This is a genomic window from Bradyrhizobium sp. (assembly GCF_035570375.1).
GTDB lineage: Bacteria > Pseudomonadota > Alphaproteobacteria > Rhizobiales > Xanthobacteraceae > Bradyrhizobium.
The window spans coordinates 1-18179 of sequence record NZ_DATMLW010000026.1 but is presented as its reverse complement, the minus strand read 5'-3'; the positions used below and the strand labels follow the sequence as shown (position 1 = coordinate 18179).

The following is an 18179-nucleotide window of genomic DNA, read 5'->3' as shown; positions in this document are numbered from 1 at the left end:
ATCAATCCGGTCGCGGTTGCCGATCGGCCAGATGACCACGCGCTCAATTATTTCTGTCATGTTCTGACGGTAAGACTTGCCCTTCGGCTCAAATCCTGCCAGCGGATTTCTGGGCTCAAGTCAGTTTGGGACGGCGGAAACATGGTAGGTGTCGGCAACCGGGGATTTTTCCCGTCGGTCGGTCGCAACATTTGTATTGCTATCGTATTGTTGTCCGTCGTTGCGTTGGCGTCCTGCAGCTCGGCTACCTTACGCACCAACGGCGACCCCAACATCGACGTGATCGACAAGGTTCGCTCGCTGGACATCCTGCCGCGTTATCCGCAGCAGGGGGGGACGTCGGCGACGGATACCCGCCAGCGATCCCAGCCGGCCGTATTTCAGGGCACCGAGGTGCAGGATATCGCCGAAGCGCGCCCCCAGCCGGTGGCAAGCGGTGCTGGCTTTGAACTCAATTTCGAGAACACGCCCGTTGCGACCGTGGCCAAGGTGGTGCTCGGCGATATCATGCAGACGGGTTACACGATCGATCCACGGGTCCAGGGTACAGTTAGCCTCGTTTCGGTGCGCCCGGTTGCCAAATCCGACATCGTCTTTGTTCTCGAAAATGCCCTGCGGATCAGCGGCGTCGTGCTGGTGCGCGACACCGCGGGCTATCGGCTGACGCCACTTGGCGATGCGGTCGGCGCGGGCCGGGTCGATGCCGCGGCCGCAAGCCCCGAACCGGGGTTCGGGGTGTCGGTGGTGCCGCTGCAATACGTATCGGCGCAGACGCTGCTGAAGCTGATGGACAGTTTTGCCACCAAACCCGGCACGGTGCGCGCCGACACCGCGCGCAACCTTCTTCTGATCCAGGGTACCGGCGCGGAGCGTCGCACCGCAGTCGAAACGGCTCTGAGCTTTGACGTCGACTGGCTGCGCGGTCAGTCGGTCGGAATCTACCCGGTCGTCAACAGTGGACCCGAACCCGTCATCGCCGAGCTCGAAAAGATCGTGGACTCCGGCGAGAATGGCCTGAGCCAAAATATGATCAAGTTTCAGCCGGTGGCCCGACTCAACGCGGTCATGGTGGTCAGCAAGAAGCCTGCATTGCTGCAAACCGCTTCGACCTGGATCAAGCGTCTCGATCGTGCGGACAGCTCGAGAACCAGTGTTCATGTTTACCGGGTGAAGTACGGGGAAGCCCGCCAGATCGCGCGCGTTTTGACCGACATGTTCACCGGCGGCTCATCCGCGGGCGGCGGCAGCCTGCTCGACAGCCCCGAGGGCCAAATCGCACCTGGCTCGGGACTGTATGCCTCGGCCAGCGATCGTCTCTCTCTGAACAACAACAACAACAGCGGCACGTCGTCTTCCTCGTCCGGTGGCTTTGGGGCATCAGGCGGGTTTGGCGGCGGCCTTGGCTCGCGCAGTGGCTCAAGCGGCAATTCCGCCTTTGGCACGCCTGCGGCCGTCGCATCGGCTGCCGCAAACGGGGCGACGCTCGACAGCAACCGAGGCACCGGCGGCCCTGGCGGCACCGGCAACGGCCAACCATTGCTGCAGGGCGTCCGCATCACTGCGGACACCGTCAACAACACCCTGCTGATCTATGCCGATCAGGGCAACTACCGGATCATCGAATCGACGCTGCAAAAGCTGGATCAGCCGCAGCTTCAGGTCGCCATCGACGCGACCATTGCGGAAGTCACGCTCAATGACGAACTCGCCTATGGCGTCCAGTTTTTCCTGACCAGCAAAAATCTGGGACTCAGGCCCGACCGGGGCTCCATCGTCAACACCCAGTCCACTGGTGCGCCCGGCGTCTCCTCTACAACCACCTCGACGAGCACCGGCACCAACTCGAGCAATGCGACAACCACCAGCGCGACCAGCACGGTGGTCAACGCTCTCATCAACCGTGCCCTCCCCGGGTTCAATTTCCTGATCGGCCCGGAAGCGCAACCAAGCGCCATTCTTGACGCATTGCACACCGTCACCGGCGTCAAGGTGTTGTCGAATCCCTCTCTGGTGGTGGTCAACAACCAGGTCGCAACGCTTCAGGTCGGCGACGTCGTTCCGGTCTCCACCGGCAGCGCCACGGTGTTGACGACGAACAACACTGTCGTCAATACAATCGATTATCGCAACACGGGCGTGATCCTGCGTGTGTCTCCGCGCATCAGCGTCAACGGAACCGTCAGGCTCGACGTCGAGCAGGAAATCAGCAACGTGTCGCCGCAAACTGCGACGAGTTTAACTCCGACCGTCTCCGAGCGAAGGGTCAAAAGCTCGATTTCCGTCGCCAACGGCCAGACGGTCCTGTTGGCCGGATTGATCAGCGAACAACGCAGTCTCAATCGGAACGGCATTCCCGTGCTCGATGCCATTCCGGGCCTGGGCGATGCCTTCTCTCACCAGGACAACACCTTGACCCGCACGGAATTGATTATCTTTATCCGTCCCCAGATCATCCGGGACAGCCTCGATGCCCATACGGTTGCCGAAGAGCTTCGGTCAAAGCTCCGCGGCAGCATCAATTCGAGTATTGCCAATGAACCGCGCGTCCCAGTCCTTCATTGATGCCGCCCTGCAACTGCCACGCCGCGCTCCCGCTCGATTTTCCGCGAAGCCGAGCGCACCGAAACACGGCGCGTTGGCGATGATGTCGGCGCTCGTCCTGATTGGCGCTGCAACGATGAATCCGGCGCGCGCCGATGGGCAGGTCCGTGGAGTCGCCGCCTATTCCAGAGGTGACTATGCGCGTGCGGTCCGCGAACTCATTCCGGCGGCAGCGCGCGGCGATGCCCGCGCGCAGGCGCAACTCGGATTCATGTATGAAAACGGGTTCGGCGTGCCGCAGAACTACGTCGCGGCCGCCGATCTTTATCAGAGCGCAGCCGCGCAGGGCGACGCCTTTGGACGGAGCCGGCTCGGCCTCAGTTATGACAAGGGTCACGGGGTGCCGCACAGTGTGATTCTTTCCTACACCTGGCTAAACCTCGCCGCAGCGAGCGCTTCCGGCCGCCAGGCTGATTATTATCGCAGGCTTCGCGATGCGGTGGCCTCGAAGATGACGACGGCCCAGATCGCCGAAGGTCAGCGGCTCGCCCTGTTATGGGCGCCGGTTACCTGGTGAAGTCTCCCGGCAGCTTGGGCCGGAAAATGCAGCACTCGGCCATCGTCGCGAAGTTGCAGGCAAAGGCCGCCGTCGATCCCGTCGTGACAACTTCCGCTCTGGCTTCGGAAGAGCGCGCATAGAGCTCGGAAGAGCGCACATAGAAAAACCTCGTCCGCATACGCTCAATCGGGGCCAAAGGCGCAGGGCACCGGCGACTGGCGGAATTGAGAGATGCAAATGCGAAGCCCGCCGGCGGTGCCGGCGGGCTTCTTCGAAGTTTGACGGAGAGATCGCGGAATCCTAGTGTCCCGCCATGTCCTCGACCTTGTCGTTCAGCTTCCGCGCCTGCTGGACGAGATCCTCCACCGTATCGCCAGAGTGAATGGGCTTGTTCCCGAACGCCGCGCCGTCAAGCAGACCTATCATCTGGCCCGCCAACGCATTCCGCTGATCGGTGATCGCCCCAATCGTGGTCAGGAACTTGTTGTAGGTGGCGTCGTCGCTGGTGATGGCCCGGTTGGCGGCAACCAGGCTGTTGACGCCAAGCTGACCCTTGGTGGCGTTGATCAGCTTGTAGGCCTGAGCCAGAGCGGTGTAGGCGGAAAGGCTATCGCTCAAGGAGTCCGGCAGCGCATGGGCTTCAAGGTTCTCGACCAGCACCCGGCCGTCATGGACGTAGCTCTCCTTCAGGCCGACAAGCGCCATGACCGTCGGACGCAGATCGGTGTGATCGGAGAACACGCCATCAAACCGGCCTTGCTTCGCCACGCCGGGGCCGACCATGCCGAACCAGGTCCGGGTGATCTGCTTCTGGAAGTCGCCGTGGTTCCAGGCAAAGCCCGTCTCCTCGGAAACGCAGGCAGGAGGCTGAGAGCAATCCTTGCCCTTGCCGTTCGCGACGCTCGCTGTCTCGTTAAAATAGTTATCGTTGCCGAACATGGTGAAGGTCGGCACGCGGTCCGCAACAAACGGCACCATGTGCAGGAGCTTCATTTCCGCCCGGTCGGCGAGCAGAGCCGACAGCCTGTCGTTGTTACCAGTGATCGGATTAACGACAGTGAGGGCGTTGACATCGTGCTCCAGCGTCCGCGTCACTGGATCTGTCGGTCCGGGATTGCCGTTGATATAGAAGGTCGGCGCGTCGTCGGAGTGAATCAGGAAAGGCGTCGTGTTCTGTCGTTGGGTCAAAAGCAGCCGGTCCATGAAGGTGTCGATTTCGCCGACATGGGTGTAGGTGCACGGCACGTTGACGCCGTCGCAGTTGGCCGGGCTCGGGGCACTGCCAACAAAGTGATCGTTCTCATCGGCGGTTACGACAAAAAGCGTGTTCTCCTTGGTGATGCCGTCCTTGGCGAGGCGATCGAAGAATTTCGCGAACGCCTCATCATAGATCTTCAGCTGTTGGACGTAGGGCGCTTCACCAGGACCAAACGTGCTTTTGGGGCTCAAAGACGGACCGAGTTCGTTGTCATGAGCATCGGAAATATAGAAATAGACAACGGGAACACCTGCTTCCAGCATGGCCGCCACAGAGCCCAGTGACTGCGACGCCAAGCGCGTTGTTTTTCTGACGTTTGATAACGTCCATTTGCGCCGTGACAATCCGAACGTGCCGTCGGATCTTGAGCAGATGCCGCATCTGTTGAACTTCCTGCAGGATAACGGCACCGTCAGCGGCACTCATTTTACGCCACTCATTTCGCACACCGCCCAGGACATCGTCACGACGCTGACCGGTCTATATGGCGATCGGTTCGGCTGGACGGTTGCCAACAGCTACGGCTTCTTCAGGAACGACGGCTCGGTCGGCTTCCAGAGCTCGTTCCTGTACTGGACGGGCGCGAGCGCGGATGGCAATGCGCAAATGATCAATGAAAAGGGCAAGATTGCCCCAGCTCCCTGGGTCCCCTTCACCCGTGCGGGCTGCGACGTTGGCGGTTTCTCCACGGCCAATATCGAGTTCGAAAGTATCCCGGCCGACGTCAACACGGTGTTCGGGCCGAACTCGCCGGAAGGACAGGAAGCCGCTACCAACCGCACCCTGGCGACGGCTGATTTCGAAGGCATCGCGATTCACTGCGCGCAAGGGGCCAGCTCGGTGTGCAACCGCGGCGGCAATCCCAAGCCAGACCTGCTGCCTGACGAACCGGGCGGCTATGTTGGCTTCAACGCGCTGTTCGGCAACGCGAATGTTGCACCGGCAATCGTGGGCAGCAAGGTGGTCCTCGATATGGATGGCAAGCCAATTGCCGACAGCCATGGCAATCCGGGCTTTCCGGGCTTCGATCCGACCGAAACAACTCTGTTGTTAAGGTAATTGGGGCGCCCCCCAACCAAGGTCTCGATTTTTCCATCGTTCTCTCCCAACGTCGGCGTTCGAAAAAAAGAAAATTGCCGACGGCAGCAGATTACGTTGCGCCATGTTGCGGTGACTTGACACGACGATGACTTTTTGAGCGTTACGCACGTGAATCGCCGTCGCGTATTGCCGGCAAGCGAGCCAGTTCCGCAGAAAAACTGTCATGATGTTGACAACTATCGCGTTGGGAACTGAATCACTAGCGTGGCGAGAATCCGCCAGGCTCTGGTTGCGTCTGATTTCTTAAGGCTCGCTATCCGCTGAACATTCCGCTGCGTGTCGTTGGGTCAATTTTAGCGTCCCCTGAAGCGCGGCTTGCGCCGCTCCAAAAACGCCGCGACGCCTTCCTTGTGATCATCTGTCAAACTCGCCAGCGCAAACTGGTCGATGTCCATGTGGCTGGCCAAATCGTCGAACGCGTGCGCCAGGCGATTGACGGTCAACTTGGTCATGGCCACAGAGATCGGTGGTTGCGCGGCGACCTTTGTTGCCAACGCCATTGCGGCCTCAAAGGCTTTGCCGGGCTCGGCTACTTCCTCCACCAGACCCCACTCATAGGCCTGCGCGGACGTGATGCGGTGATCCGCAAGGATCACCGCCTGCTTGGTGCGGGCCGGCCCAATCAAATGCAGCAGGCGCGGAATGCTCTGCCAGCTCGCCCGATCTCGGGCACGCGAATATGGGCGTCGCGGGCCATGATGCGAAAATCGAGCGCGACGGCAAGCGCCACGCCGCCGCCAATGCAAAATCCTTCGATGGCTGCGATCGTGATCTGCTCCATCTCCTGCCAGGCGCGGCTGAGCCGCGGCCCGAGTTTCAGGTGCCGGCGCAGCGAGCCGATATCCATGGTACGGCGCGAACGGCCTTCCGGGTCTTTTAGATCGAAGCCGGCGCTGAACGCTTTGGCGCTCCCGGTCAGCACGACGACCGACGTGTCGCCATCATCTTCGAACGACCGCGCCGCATCGGTCAGCTGACGCAAGGCCTCTGGCGACAGCGCGTTGATGCCGTCGCCGCGATCGAAGCGTACGACCGCGATGCGCCCCTCCGGCCCCAAGCCCTTTTCGATCGTCACAAAGCTGGCCAAGGGTGCCTCCTTTCCAGTCTCGTCCAACACCAACGAAAGAAAGCAAGCCGCAGTTCGCACCGCAAGTCAGGTTTTGTGCTCTTGCGATCGCGTCATCAACGCATCGCGCACCGTACGGGCCACTTCAACAGCATTCGGCGTGTCCGAATGAACGCAGATTGAATCGGCGCGAACGGGAGCATCGCTGCCGTTGACGCTCGCCGTCTTGCCTTCCGCGATCGCGCGCAAGCAGCGCCAAGCCGCTTGGGCCGGATCGACGGGTTTGTGTTCGGCCGTGATGATCAGGCTGCCGTCGCCGCGATATTCGAGGTCGGCATAAAATTCCGCAATCAAGATATGGCCGCGGGCGGTGTACACGATCTCATGCTGCGTGCCGATCATCCCCATGATCGGCGTCTTGAAGATGTCCGCGGCGTCACAAATGGCGTGAGCTACTGCCTCGTCCCTCGCCGCCATGCCGTAGAGCGCGCCGTGGGGCTTGATGTGGTTGAGCGCGAGGCCTTCGGCATCGAGGAAGCCTTTCAGCGCCCCCACCTGATAGATGATGCAGTTGGCCAGCTCCTCCCGCGACATCTTCATTTCGCGACGGCCGAAGCCTTGAAGATCGGGAAGCGAGGGATGCGCGCCGACCTTGACGCCGTGACGCTTCGCCAGCCGCACTGTCTTGCGCATGTGGTTGAAATCGGAAGCGTGGAAACCGCAGGCCACGTTGGCAACCGAAATCAGCGGCATCAGCGCTTCGTCATCGCCGATCCGGTAGAGGCCGAACGCCTCGCCCATATCGCAGTTGATGGTCGCCAACTCATCTTCCCTTTCAGGAGATCACGCGCCCCGCCGCCATCTCTCTTCCAGCGAGAAGGGGCCGGGGCCGAATGCCGCGATCATGGCGAAGGCGCCGATCAAGCCAAGATTTTTGAGAAAATTGATGGTCTGGACCTGGACCTGCGGCGCTGGCGACGCCCAAAAGTTATGAAACATCAATGTCGCTGCGACCGTGAAGGCAATCAGGATGAGGGATGCCCAGCGGGTCCAGATTCCCAGCACGAGGGCCGTCGAGCAACCCAACTCGACGATGATGGCGCCTGCCGCCAGCAACATGCCCAGTCCTTCTGCACCGCCCGGAAGTCGTGACGCCGTGACGCTGAAGGCGAGAATCTTGCCAACACCGCTGTAAACGAAGAGGGGCGCAACCAACAGCCGCATCGCCAGCAAGACGTATCCCTGCAGCCCCTCGGCTTGCGCATTCAATTCCTTCGCAGTCATGCCGTTCTCCCCATTTGATCAAACCCCGATGATTTCCTGGCCGCTGGTCACTCCGCAGCCGCCAACCCGACCCCTGCCACGCTGGTTTGCATCGCAAGCGAGCCGATCACGAGTGCCGCAACGACGGCCGCCCCACCGATTGCCCAAAACACGGGTTCGGGCCCGCCGGTCGCCTGCTGCAGCAGGCCGATGACATAGGGTCCGAGAATGGCCCCGACCCGCCCTACCCCCAGTTCCATCCCCACTCCGCTGGCGCGAAATCCGGTTTCGTAGGAGTTGGCAGTGAAATTATTGAGCACGTGCTGGGCACCGATGATGCAAAAACCGGCCACGGCAACGATTGCCAGATTGAACCCGTGCCAATTGACAAACACCAGCGAGCCGACGGCAAGTCCCCCAACCACAAACCAGATGCCGAGCACCCGCGGCGTACTGGCAATCCCGCGATCGGCCAGCATCGCAAGCGCAAGCCCGCCGAAGAAGGAGGTCGCCTGCATCAGGGCGCCGAAGCCAAAGGAAGCGGCAAAGGTTTCACCGCGCCTGATCATGACGGTTGGAATCCATCCGACCAGCCCGAAAATCGCGAACAGGCTGAGAAACGCAGTGGCCCAGATCGTCAGCGAGACGCGCCGATAGCGCGGTGCCAGGAGCGCAGCGATCGTATTGTGCCTTGCCGGTTCCTCAGTGGTGCGAAGCGGGGCGTTCTCGTAAACACCCTTTCGTTCCGGACGTAGCCGCGAAAGAAGCGCGCGCAGCTCATCCATGCGGCCGGCGGAAGCCAGAAACTTCGGGCTTTCCGGCAGCACCGCGTGCACGACCAACGTCAGGGGGATGGACAATGTCCCGACGTAGTAGAGGACCTGCCAGCCAAATCGAGGCGTCAAAAATACGCCGACAAGGCTTGCGAAAACCCCGCCGAGCGACCAGCCCAGCGTCACGCCCCAAAGCGAGAAACGGTTACTGACACGTGGTGGGGCGAGCTCGTTGATGTAGGTGGTGCCGAGCGGCAGCAGGATGCCGAGTCCAAGGCCGGTGATGAATCGCAAGATGCAGAAGCTGACAAAATCGGTGGCAAACAATGCCGTGAGAAGCGTCAGCACGTTCACGATCCAGAGGCCGGCCAGAAGCGTGCTTCTGCGGCCAAAGCGGTCTGCCGCCATTCCGTGTCCCATCGCACCGAACAGAAAGCCGATCAGCCCCGAGCTCACCAGCAGCCCGGCTTGGCTCGGCAGCAATCCCCACGGCTTCATCACATAGTGAATGACATAGGCCGGATTGAACGTGTCGTATCCGTCGAACAGGGTGATGAGCGTGATCAGGACGCCGAGCACCTTGTGCAGGGGGGTAACCGCCGCACCCGCCAATTCTTCATGAACGTCGATTCCGGTTTGCGAACTCACGGCATCCCCCTTTTTTGCCAGACGGCGGCCGAACCATCTATCGATTGGATCGATCGAGCTTGAACAGTTTTCTTGCATTGTCGCGGCCGATTTTTTGACGGTCGGTTTCCGCGATCGGTGCAGCGTCAAACCAGTCTGACGCATGATCGATATTCTCGAAGGGCCAATCGGCCGAAAAAAGGATCCGCTCTACCCCGATTTCCAGCATGGCGTCGATCAGCGTCTGCGTGCGGAAATTGCCCGAGGTCGTGATGTGGAAATTCTCCCGGAAATAATCCGCGATCTTCCGCTTGGCCGGATAGCGGTTCTGTTCGCTCATCCACTTGTTGCGATTGTCGATCCGCCACATCGAAAACGGCAACCCCTCGCCCATGTGGCCGATGATGATGTTGAGGCGTGGATAGGCGTCGAACAACCCCGATCCCATGAGCCGAAGCGCATGAACGGCGGTTTCCTGTCCGAAAGCCCATGTCGGGCCCAATAGCCAGCGGTGCCCCTCGTAGATGGCGGAATCCCTGGGCAGAGGATTTCGCGGATGAAGATAGAACGGCACGTCAAGTCGCTCGACCTCCGCCCAAAACGGCCAGTAGGCCTTCAGGTCGTAATAAACGCCGGACGCGCCGTCACTGAGCTGGCTGAAGCCGTTCACAAGCGCGCCGCAGAACCCGAGCTCACGCACGCACCTCTCCAGCTCCCGCGCCGCAAGGTCCGGGCTTTGCATCGGCAGCGCAGCAAATCCGCCAAAGCGGCCGGGCCGGCGCAGAATTTGGTCGGCGAGAAAGTCGTTGGCGCGGCGGGCTATTTCCCCTGCCCTGATTCGATCGGGTATCGCCTGCACGGCCGGGGCATTGAGGGAAAGCAGCATCATTTCGATGCCGTGCGCATCCATCTCCCGCAAGCGGCGGTCGTGGATATCGAGGAGGCGAGCTTTCAGCTCCGGCCAGTCGGCCTCAGGCGAGAACACCGCGCTGTCCTGGAGCGTTTCCTCGACGGCAAAATGCTCTTCGAGAGCCACTTTTCCCTGCATCGCCGAGGTCTCCCCTTTTCGCCGCGCGAGATCAGACAAACCGGTCCATCACTTGTCAATGGTCGAGGCTGCAAATCTGCGCAGACGTAATACCGCCATTACAAAGGGCTTGTGGCCGGCGATTTCGCCTCTCCCCTTCCTGGGATGGCGAATACCCCGCCCGGCTGAAGGACAAGCTTGACGGCTGGAGCGGGACGTCGAAAATGGGACCATCGCCAGGCAGTCCGGCGTCGCCGTAAGCGTGTCGAGCGGTCTGCAACGAGCGATTGAAAGGCCGTACCGGAGGCCTTGCCGCTGCCGTAATGGCCGGATCGAGCTCTCGCATGTCCTTGTTAGGCCCATGACCGAACACCATCACCAGCACCACCACGATCATTCGGAATTGTCGGAGACCGAGTTACGGGTCCGCGCACTCGAAACCATCCTGACGGAAAAGGGCTATGTCGAGCCAGCGGCGCTCGATGCCATCATCCAGGCCTATGAGACCAGGATCGGACCTCATAATGGCGCGCGTGTTGTCGCCAAGGCGTGGTCCGATCCCGCATTCAAGCGGCTCCTGCTCGAAGATGCGACCAAGGCCGTCGGCACGCTCGGCCATGTCAGCCGGGTCGGCGACCATCTGGTTGCGGTCGAAAACACGCCGCAGCGCCACAACATGGTCGTCTGTACGCTGTGCTCCTGTTACCCTTGGGAAATGCTGGGGCTTCCGCCGGTCTGGTACAAGGCTGCGCCCTACCGCTCGCGCGCGGTCAAGGATCCTCGCGGCGTGCTCGCCGATTTTGGCATCACGCTGCCAAAGGAAACCGAAATCAGGGTGTGGGATTCGACCGCCGAGACCCGTTTTCTGGTGCTGCCGATGCGCCCCGCGGGCACCGACGGCTGGAGCGAACAGCAGCTCGCCGAACTCGTGACGCGGGATTCGATGATCGGCACCGGATTTCCGAAAACACCGGGAGTTCCATAGTGAACGGCGTGCACGACATGGGCGGCATGGACGGTTTTGGCAAGGTCGAGGCCGAGCCGAATGAGCCCGTTTTTCATCAGGACTGGGAAGGCCGCGTAATGGCCATGGTCCGCGCCATGGGCGCAGCCGGCGCGTTCAATATCGACACCTCGCGCTACTACCGGGAAAGCCTGGCTCCCCACATCTATCTGGCGTGCACGTACTACCAGAAGTGGTTTCTTGGTCTTCAGGATATGCTGATCGACAAGGGCTTCATCTCGGCCGCCGACGTCGCGGCCGGCCATTCCGAAAGCCCGGCAAAACCGCTCAAGCGCGGCAAATTCACCCTCAACGATCTCGAGCGCATCATGGTGCGCGGCAAGTTTGGGCGAGAACCGTCCGCGCCCGCGAGATTCAAGCCGGGTGACAGGGTGCGGGCCAGGAACATGCACCCCGCAACCCATACCCGCCTGCCGCGTTATGTACGCGGCCATGCCGGCGTGGTCGAGCGCAACCTCGGCTGCAGCATCTTCCCGGATTCGGCGGCAGTGGAAGCGGGCGAAAACCCGCAATGGCTTTACACTGTTGTTTTCGACGGCGTCGAATTGTGGGGTGCGGACAGCGATCCGACGGTTAAGGTCTCGATCGACGCGTTCGAACCCTATCTGGAGGCGGCATGACGGATGCTGCAGTGGCGCACGCGACAAGCGCCGCCTGTTTGAAGTTCCTGCACCATAAGCGGCGAATTGGATCCAGGAACTTCAAACAGAAAAGCGGCACCAGACTCATATATTTGCTAATGCCCCGACTTTCCGAAGTTCGTGAAGGGTAGGTGCTGAGTGCAACACGAACTTCGGAAAATGGACACTGGCGTTGTGAAAGACATTCCGCGCGACGATGACGGGCCGGTATTTCGCGAACCCTGGGAAGCGCAGGCGTTTGCGATGGCGCTGAGCCTTCATGAACGCGGCGTCTTCACGTGGAACGAGTGGGCCGCAGCGCTTGCAGAGGAAATCAAACGCGCGCAGGCGAGCGGCGATCCCGACACCGGCGAAACCTATTACCGGCATTGGCTCGCCACGCTTGAGAGGCTGATCGCGGCGAAGGGCGTAGCTAGCCTCGAAACCCAGCATCGCTACCGCGATGCCTGGGACCATGCCGCCGACCGCACGCCGCATGGTTCTCCGATCGAGTTATGGCCGGAGGATTTTTCGTCCAGCCCTTGAGCGCGCGCCCTGTGTCATCGGAACACCGGCGAAAGTCCGTGCTGATTGACCGTGCCGATATGTGGAAATCCATCGATCGCCGCGTTCGTTGTGCTGGGATCGCGGCGGATATTGCGGCATACAGGGCTTGAAGACCCCCTTTCGCAGAGGCCGTGCCGCATCATGACCCATTCGCGCGATATTTCACGCCTGCTCGAGATCATGGCGTCGTTACGAACGCCGGGCAGCGGCTGCCCCTGGGATCTCGAGCAGGATTTTGCGACCATCGCCCCCTATACCATCGAGGAAGCTTACGAAGTGGCCGATGCGATCGCGCGCGGCGATCTCGACGATTTGCGTGATGAGCTCGGCGATCTCCTGCTGCAGGTCGTGTTTCATGCCCGCATGGCGGAAGAGCAGAACGCATTCGACTTCGGCGACGTGGTGGAAGCAATTTCCCGCAAGATGATCCGACGGCATCCGCACGTCTTTGCCGATCAGGACGGACGATTGACCCCCTCCGACGTCAAGGGCGCGTGGGAGCGGATCAAGGCCGAGGAGAAGGTGGAGCGCGCCGCGCGCCGCCCGGCGGTCGAAAATTCGCACAAATCGCTGTTGTCGGACCTCAAGGCAGGCCAGCCGGCGTTGGCGCGCGCCATGGCGTTGCAGCGCAAGGCCTCAACCGTCGGCTTCGACTGGAATGATCCGCACGCCGTGTTGCGCAAGATTCGCGAGGAGGCAGACGAGATCGAGGCGGCGCTCGAGCGCGGCGATGCGAGCGAACTTGAAAGCGAAACCGGCGATCTTCTATTCGCCGTGGTCAACATGGCCCGCCATGTCGGGGTCGATCCGGAAATGGCACTGCGCGGCACCAACGCGAAATTCGAACGCCGCTTTGGCTACATCGAGCGCGCGCTGGCCTCGCGGGGTCGTTCGCTTTCGAGCGCTTCGCTCGAAGAGATGGACTCGCTGTGGAACGAGGCGAAGGCCGAAGAACGGCCTGCCAGTTACGTGATTCCGGGGCGCGAGTGAAACGAGCGAACCCGGAATCCATGGCACCGCATAAATGTCAGGAGAAATGGATTCCGAACCCTGCGCCTGACGGAGCAAAGCGGAAATGCGCTAAAGGTGCGGGAATGTCGCCTTTTGACCCTCACCGGACATTCTGGCGATCACTCTTTTGGTGTGAACTTCGGCGGAGACGAATGCAGCATCATGTAAGTTCTAGGTAGTCCGTGATTGGACAACGGACTGCGGCAAAGAGGCCAGGAACAACACGGCACAGACGCAAAGCAAGACGATATCTTTGAATAGAAACTCGCCAGTCAAATTCCAGGCTATTGGGTCAGCCGATAAGTTCCATTTAACGACCCCCGGCGTCGTGAAGAAGAATGACCACGTGGTCGCAAACGTAACCACGCCCATCAGCGAACCGACGGCTGACAAGATCGGGCTGAAGGCACCTGCCGCTAGCAGCGCGGCAATGGCAAACTCGACAGTACCGAGGAAATACGCTTCTCCCCTGAAGCCGAATACCGATAGCCACGAGACAAACGGACTGTTGCTGATGTACTGAACGATCCCCTGTGCCGACTGCAATGTGAATTTTTGCACGCCAAACGACACGAAGATGACAACCATGACCCAACGGAGGATAGCCAGCAGACGGTAAGACCCGCCTCCGTTTTCCGCGACATTGAAAGATGTTTTCATGTGAAAGCTTCTCCTTGATACAGATTGATTTCATCTGGCGCGTAGAAGCGCGTTCCTTACCTCTTCGGCACGGGCAACGCCGCCGTTACGTTCATCTACAGTTCCCCAGCTCACAATGAGGTGTATGCGCGCGGAAGATTTTGACTGGCGGACAGGCGAGCGACTTCCGCTGTGGCTTAACCAGACGAACGCAGCAGCCATTTGATGTCGGCTATTGTGGGGGCACACGTCGAACAAGGCTGGGTTGACTGCTTCTGGCCCTTCGCGTCATTTCGCTGCAGAGCGGCGCCGCGGTCGCTTTCGGAGGGAAGCGGACATCGACTAACGGGCAAGGCCCGCCCATTCGGTCGAGAATGACCCAACTCGGACATCGGCAGCCGCTTAAGACCTGCCGCCTGACCTCCTAAAATGTGATAGTTTGAGCCGTTCGATGGTCGGCCTTAGTCTCCGGGGGAGACAATGCGACGGCGCGAGTTCATCACACTTCTCGGCGGCGCAGCTATGTGGCCGTTCGCTGCTCGCGCGCAACAGCCCACTGGGATGCGGCGGATCGGGGCGCTGATGAGTTTCTTCTCGGACTCCTCCGAAGGTCAGGCGCGCTTAGCCGCGTTTACGCAGGCATTGCAAAAACTCGGTTGGAACGAGGGCGACAACCTTCGCATCGAGATCCGTTGGGCCGGAGACGACCTTGAGCGCTCTCGCAAATATTCAGAAGAATTGGTTGGGCTAAACCCGGATGTCATCCTGGCGTCCACCAGCCTGGCCGTGGCACCGCTGCAACGTATCACTCGGAGTGTGCCCATTGTATTTGCGAATGTCATCGACCCCGTCGGTGCGGGTTACGTCAGAAGCATGGCGCGGCCGGGCAGTAACATCACCGGATTTACTTCGTTCGAATACAGCATAGCGGCGAAATGGCTCGAACTGCTTAGACAAATGGCGCCGCGCGTGACGCGGATAGCGGTCCTTCGCGATCCAGCCATCGCCGCCGGGATCGGCCAGTTCGCTGCAATCCAGTCCGCGGCGTCATCCGCGGTGGAGTTGAGCGTGATCGACCCACGTGACGCTGGCGAATTGAAGCACGCAATCGATACATTCGCGCGCGAGCCGAACGGCGGCTTGATCGTGACCGGATCGGTATCTGCGGCGGTCCATCACGAATTGATCAATACGGTCGCACTGAGCCATGGCTTGCCCGCGATCCACGCTTTCCGCTATGGCGTTACAAGCGGCGGCCTTGCCTCTTACGGCCCGAATACGAGTGAAACCTACAGGCGAGCAGCGACGTATGTAGATCGTATCCTCAAAGGCGCGAAGCCGAGCGAACTTCCTGTACAAGCGCCCAATAAGTACGAGTTGGTGATCAACCTGAAGACAGCCAAGACGCTGGGCCTCGAAGTACCACCTGCGCTGCTTGCGACCGCCGACGAGGTGATCGAATGAGGAGCATATCGCCTTTTGGCCCTTCGCGTCATTTCGCGTGGGCGCAGCAGTCAGGTCGCTTTTGGAGAGAAGCGGACATCAATGGCTGGGCGAGACTGGGTGAATCAGTCGTGATTGACCCGAACCGGGCATTTGGGAACGACGGGAATCTCCATCAGGCCGTGGCAAGCCATGATGTTCGAGCGCCTGGAAAACAACAGCTTTCAACCAATACCTAAAGGAAGCCCACTGTGGTTTCCAAGTCACAGCTTTGGGACGCCTTCCTCGCTAATATGTTCATAATCATAGCTTTCCGCGTGGGTCAGTTTGGGGAATTTTTTCATGAAAAATCTTTTGATGGTCAGCGCGGCTCTCGCAGTTCTGCTGGGAACTCCTGCACTCGCGGCCGATATGCCAGTTAAAGCGCCACCTCCGCCGGCTCCGGTTTGGAGCTGGACCGGGTTCTATATCGGGGCTGATGCGGGCTATGCATGGAACCAAGGCACTGGCGGCCGGACGTGCGTCAACCCGGCAGGCGTGGCCTTCGGCTCTGGGTGCACGCTAAACATTGAAAACAGCATCATTAGTCAACGCGGCGGGTTAGTTGGCGGCGAGGCAGGCTACAATATCCAGAGTGGCATTTTCTTGGCCGGTATCGAAACGGACATTCAGTGGTCGGACATCAAGGCTTCCGCCACAGCTCAGCTGGGTTCCCTGGCGAGCCCGACCTGCTGCTATCTCGCAAGTGCCAACATGGACTGGTTTGGCACGACACGCTTCCGCGTTGGATTTCTGCCGACTCAGAGCCTTCTCCTCTACATCACGGGAGGCGCGATCTACGGGCATGAATCTGTCTCCGGAGTGACGAATTTTATCACCAGCGGATTCATCTATCCTGCGACCGCCAGTACGGTGCGAGGAGGCGTGATTGGCGGCGCTGGCCTCGAATATGCCTTCAATTGGAACCTTTCCGCCAAGGTCGAGGGTCTCGTCTACGACATGGGGAATATCAACGCCGTCTTCGCTTGTCCGGCCGGTGCAACAACATGCACTCCGGGCTTTAGGGAAGGTGGCACGTTCGCGGCCAGGGGAGTGATCGCGCGTGCTGGTCTCAACTGGCACTTTGGCGGCCCAGTCGTCGCCAATTATTAATTGTTCTTTCCCGAAGACTGAAGCCCCGGCATCGACCGGGGCTTTTTATTAGGGCGGGCCGTCAAACATGCTGATGTCCGTTTCTCGCCCTTCGCGTCATTTCGCTGCAAAGCAGCGCTTCGGTCGCTTTTGGAGAGAAGCGGACATCAATTGGCAGGCAAGGCCCGCCCATTCGGTCGAGAATGACCCAACTCGGACATCGGCAGCCGCTTAAGACCTGCCGCCTGACCTCCGAAAATGTGATAGTTTGAGCCGTTCGATGGTCGGCCTTAGTCTCCGGGGGAGACAATGCGACGGCGCGAGTTTATCGCACTGCTGGGAGGTGCAGCGGCAGCGTGGCCGATCGTCGCAAGCGCGGCGACGCCCGCGATATGGAACGCGCCGTCGCGGCGTTCGCGCTTAAGCCAAATGGCGGCCTGATCTTGACACCGGACCCGGCGGCGATCGCTCACCACGAATTGGTCATCAACATCGCATCCCGGCATCGATTGCCCGCGGTCTATCCGTACCGCTACTTCGCCGCCGAAGGCGGCTTGATCTCCTACGGGCCGGATTCGGTCGATCCGTTCCGACGAGCGGCTGGCTACGTCGATCGCATCCTCAAAGGCGAACGACCGGCCGACCTGCCCGTGCAGGCGCCGACCAAGTACGAGCTCGTCATCAATCTCAAGACGGCAAAGGCGCTTGGCGTCGAAATACCTTCCACGGTGCTCGCCCGCGCCGACGAGGTGATCGAATGAAGCGGCGGCAGTTCATCGCACTCGTCGGCGGCGCGGTTGCCGCTATGCCCGTTGCGGCTAGTGCTCAGCGATCAGGGATCGCGGTTGTTGGCGTGCTCAGTCCCGAATGGCCGAACACAGGCTATGTTGACGGGCTGGTCGAAGGACTCCGGGGGCTTGGGTATGTCGAAGGACGTAATATTCGGTTCGAATACAGATGGGCAGAGGGAAAGTACGACCGCCTTCCCGAACTGGCCGCCGATCTGATCCGTTTAAAGGTGGACGTAATCGTAGCGTTCGTTACTAAGGCTGCCGAAGACGCCAAAAACCAGACCAGCACAATTCCCATCGTGATGGTGGGCGTTGGCGATCCCGTTGGTGCAGGGCTTGCCGCTTCGCTCGCTCGCCCCGGGGGCAATGTGACAGGCACATCCGCGCTGGCCCTCGCGCTTGTCGCTAAACAACTAGAGTTACTAAAATTGGTAGCACCTGACCGCACCGATATCGCGGCGATGTTCAATCCAACCAACGTGACGTTCCAAACCCAACAAGTGAAAGAAGCAAAGAAAGCGTCTGAAGCGCTCGGCTTGCAACTGCGCTTTCTCGAAGTGCGGGAGCCATCTGAATTTGAAGCTGCATTCGAAACTGTCGCCCGGGAACGAATAGGGGTACTTCTGATCCTTGCAGACCCGTTGTTCTTTTCGAATTCAAAGCAACTCGCAGAGTTGTCGATGAAGTCGCGGCTTATCACCATGACTGCATCCCGGACCTTCACAGAGGCAGGCGCGC

The 18179-nt window shown here is 60.3% G+C and carries 17 protein-coding genes and 1 pseudogene; 11 read left to right on the top strand and 7 right to left on the bottom strand.

What is annotated here, in order from left to right:
• Nucleotides 1–141 precede the first annotated feature (141 nt).
• Both gspD and VNX23_RS03350 read left to right on the top strand, forming a co-directional pair.
• Complete coding sequence (gene gspD / locus VNX23_RS03355; RefSeq protein ID WP_325627777.1) at nucleotides 142–2562, top strand: type II secretion system secretin GspD; 2421 nt, start codon at nucleotides 142–144, stop codon at nucleotides 2560–2562.
• Entirely contained in the window at nucleotides 2534–3118 is a 585-nt protein-coding gene (locus VNX23_RS03350; RefSeq protein ID WP_325627759.1) for a tetratricopeptide repeat protein, read from the top strand. Before gspD ends, VNX23_RS03350 begins: the two co-directional genes overlap by 29 nt.
• A 282-nt stretch (nucleotides 3119–3400) precedes the next feature.
• Here VNX23_RS03350 and VNX23_RS03345 read toward each other — a convergent pair whose 3' ends face one another.
• Nucleotides 3401–4621 (bottom strand): hypothetical protein, encoded by a 1221-nt coding sequence (locus VNX23_RS03345; protein WP_325627758.1) that lies wholly within the window; start codon nucleotides 4619–4621, stop codon nucleotides 3401–3403.
• On the opposite strand from VNX23_RS03345, the gene VNX23_RS03340 reads away from it, so the two are divergent.
• Nucleotides 4620–5417 (top strand): hypothetical protein, encoded by a 798-nt coding sequence (locus VNX23_RS03340; RefSeq protein ID WP_325627757.1) that lies wholly within the window; start codon nucleotides 4620–4622, stop codon nucleotides 5415–5417. The genes VNX23_RS03345 and VNX23_RS03340 overlap by 2 nt on opposite strands.
• 335 nt (nucleotides 5418–5752) lie before the next feature.
• On the opposite strand, the pseudogene VNX23_RS03335 reads toward VNX23_RS03340, so the two are convergent.
• The 5 genes and pseudogenes from VNX23_RS03335 to VNX23_RS03315 form a co-directional block, all read right to left on the bottom strand.
• Nucleotides 5753–6546 (bottom strand): annotated as a pseudogene (locus tag VNX23_RS03335) (enoyl-CoA hydratase/isomerase family protein).
• Nucleotides 6547–6612: 66 nt separating this feature from the next.
• On the bottom strand, nucleotides 6613–7347 hold the full coding sequence (locus tag VNX23_RS03330) for a LamB/YcsF family protein (RefSeq protein WP_325627756.1): 735 nt from the start codon (nucleotides 7345–7347) through the stop codon (nucleotides 6613–6615).
• A 21-nt stretch (nucleotides 7348–7368) separates the two neighbouring features.
• A complete protein-coding gene (locus VNX23_RS03325) occupies nucleotides 7369–7809 on the bottom strand; it encodes a DoxX family protein (protein ID WP_325627755.1) in 441 nt (146 codons plus the stop codon).
• Between the two features lie 47 nt (nucleotides 7810–7856).
• Entirely contained in the window at nucleotides 7857–9209 is a 1353-nt protein-coding gene (locus VNX23_RS03320; RefSeq protein WP_325627754.1) for an MFS transporter, read from the bottom strand.
• 37 nt (nucleotides 9210–9246) lie between these two features.
• On the bottom strand, nucleotides 9247–10236 hold the full coding sequence (locus VNX23_RS03315; protein ID WP_325627753.1) for an amidohydrolase family protein: 990 nt from the start codon (nucleotides 10234–10236) through the stop codon (nucleotides 9247–9249).
• Between the two features lie 340 nt (nucleotides 10237–10576).
• Between VNX23_RS03315 and nthA the strand changes: the two genes are divergently transcribed.
• The 4 genes from nthA (at nucleotide 10577) to mazG (ending at nucleotide 13416) form a co-directional block, all read left to right on the top strand.
• Nucleotides 10577–11200 (top strand): nitrile hydratase subunit alpha, encoded by a 624-nt coding sequence (gene nthA / locus VNX23_RS03310; RefSeq protein WP_325627752.1) that lies wholly within the window; start codon nucleotides 10577–10579, stop codon nucleotides 11198–11200.
• Nucleotides 11200–11859 (top strand): nitrile hydratase subunit beta, encoded by a 660-nt coding sequence (gene nthB, locus VNX23_RS03305; RefSeq protein ID WP_325627751.1) that lies wholly within the window; start codon nucleotides 11200–11202, stop codon nucleotides 11857–11859. Before nthA ends, nthB begins: the two co-directional genes overlap by 1 nt.
• Nucleotides 11860–12039: 180 nt before the next feature.
• Nucleotides 12040–12405, top strand: coding sequence for a nitrile hydratase accessory protein (locus VNX23_RS03300; RefSeq protein WP_325627750.1), 366 nt, complete (start codon nucleotides 12040–12042; stop codon nucleotides 12403–12405).
• Nucleotides 12406–12567: 162 nt separating this feature from the next.
• Nucleotides 12568–13416 (top strand): nucleoside triphosphate pyrophosphohydrolase, encoded by an 849-nt coding sequence (gene mazG, locus VNX23_RS03295; protein WP_325627749.1) that lies wholly within the window; start codon nucleotides 12568–12570, stop codon nucleotides 13414–13416.
• Between the two features lie 192 nt (nucleotides 13417–13608).
• Here the strand turns inward: mazG and VNX23_RS03290 are convergent, their stop codons facing one another.
• Nucleotides 13609–14097: a YkgB family protein gene (locus VNX23_RS03290; RefSeq protein WP_325627748.1), complete on the bottom strand. Its 489-nt coding sequence runs from the start codon at nucleotides 14095–14097 to the stop codon at nucleotides 13609–13611.
• A gap of 459 nt (nucleotides 14098–14556) precedes the next feature.
• Here VNX23_RS03290 and VNX23_RS03285 point away from each other — a divergent pair, with 459 nt between their 5' ends.
• From VNX23_RS03285 to VNX23_RS03270, 4 genes are all read left to right on the top strand, one after another.
• The gene (locus VNX23_RS03285; protein ID WP_325627747.1) at nucleotides 14557–15540 is read left to right on the top strand and encodes an ABC transporter substrate-binding protein; all 984 of its coding nucleotides are present in this window, start codon (nucleotides 14557–14559) and stop codon (nucleotides 15538–15540) included.
• 321 nt (nucleotides 15541–15861) lie between these two features.
• Complete coding sequence (locus VNX23_RS03280) at nucleotides 15862–16671, top strand: outer membrane protein (RefSeq protein WP_325627746.1); 810 nt, start codon at nucleotides 15862–15864, stop codon at nucleotides 16669–16671.
• A 335-nt stretch (nucleotides 16672–17006) separates the two neighbouring features.
• The gene (locus tag VNX23_RS03275) at nucleotides 17007–17411 is read left to right on the top strand and encodes an ABC transporter substrate binding protein (RefSeq protein WP_325627745.1); all 405 of its coding nucleotides are present in this window, start codon (nucleotides 17007–17009) and stop codon (nucleotides 17409–17411) included.
• On the top strand, nucleotides 17408–18179 hold a 772-nt coding region (locus VNX23_RS03270; protein ID WP_325627744.1), incomplete at its 3' end, for an ABC transporter substrate-binding protein. The genes VNX23_RS03275 and VNX23_RS03270, both read left to right, overlap by 4 nt.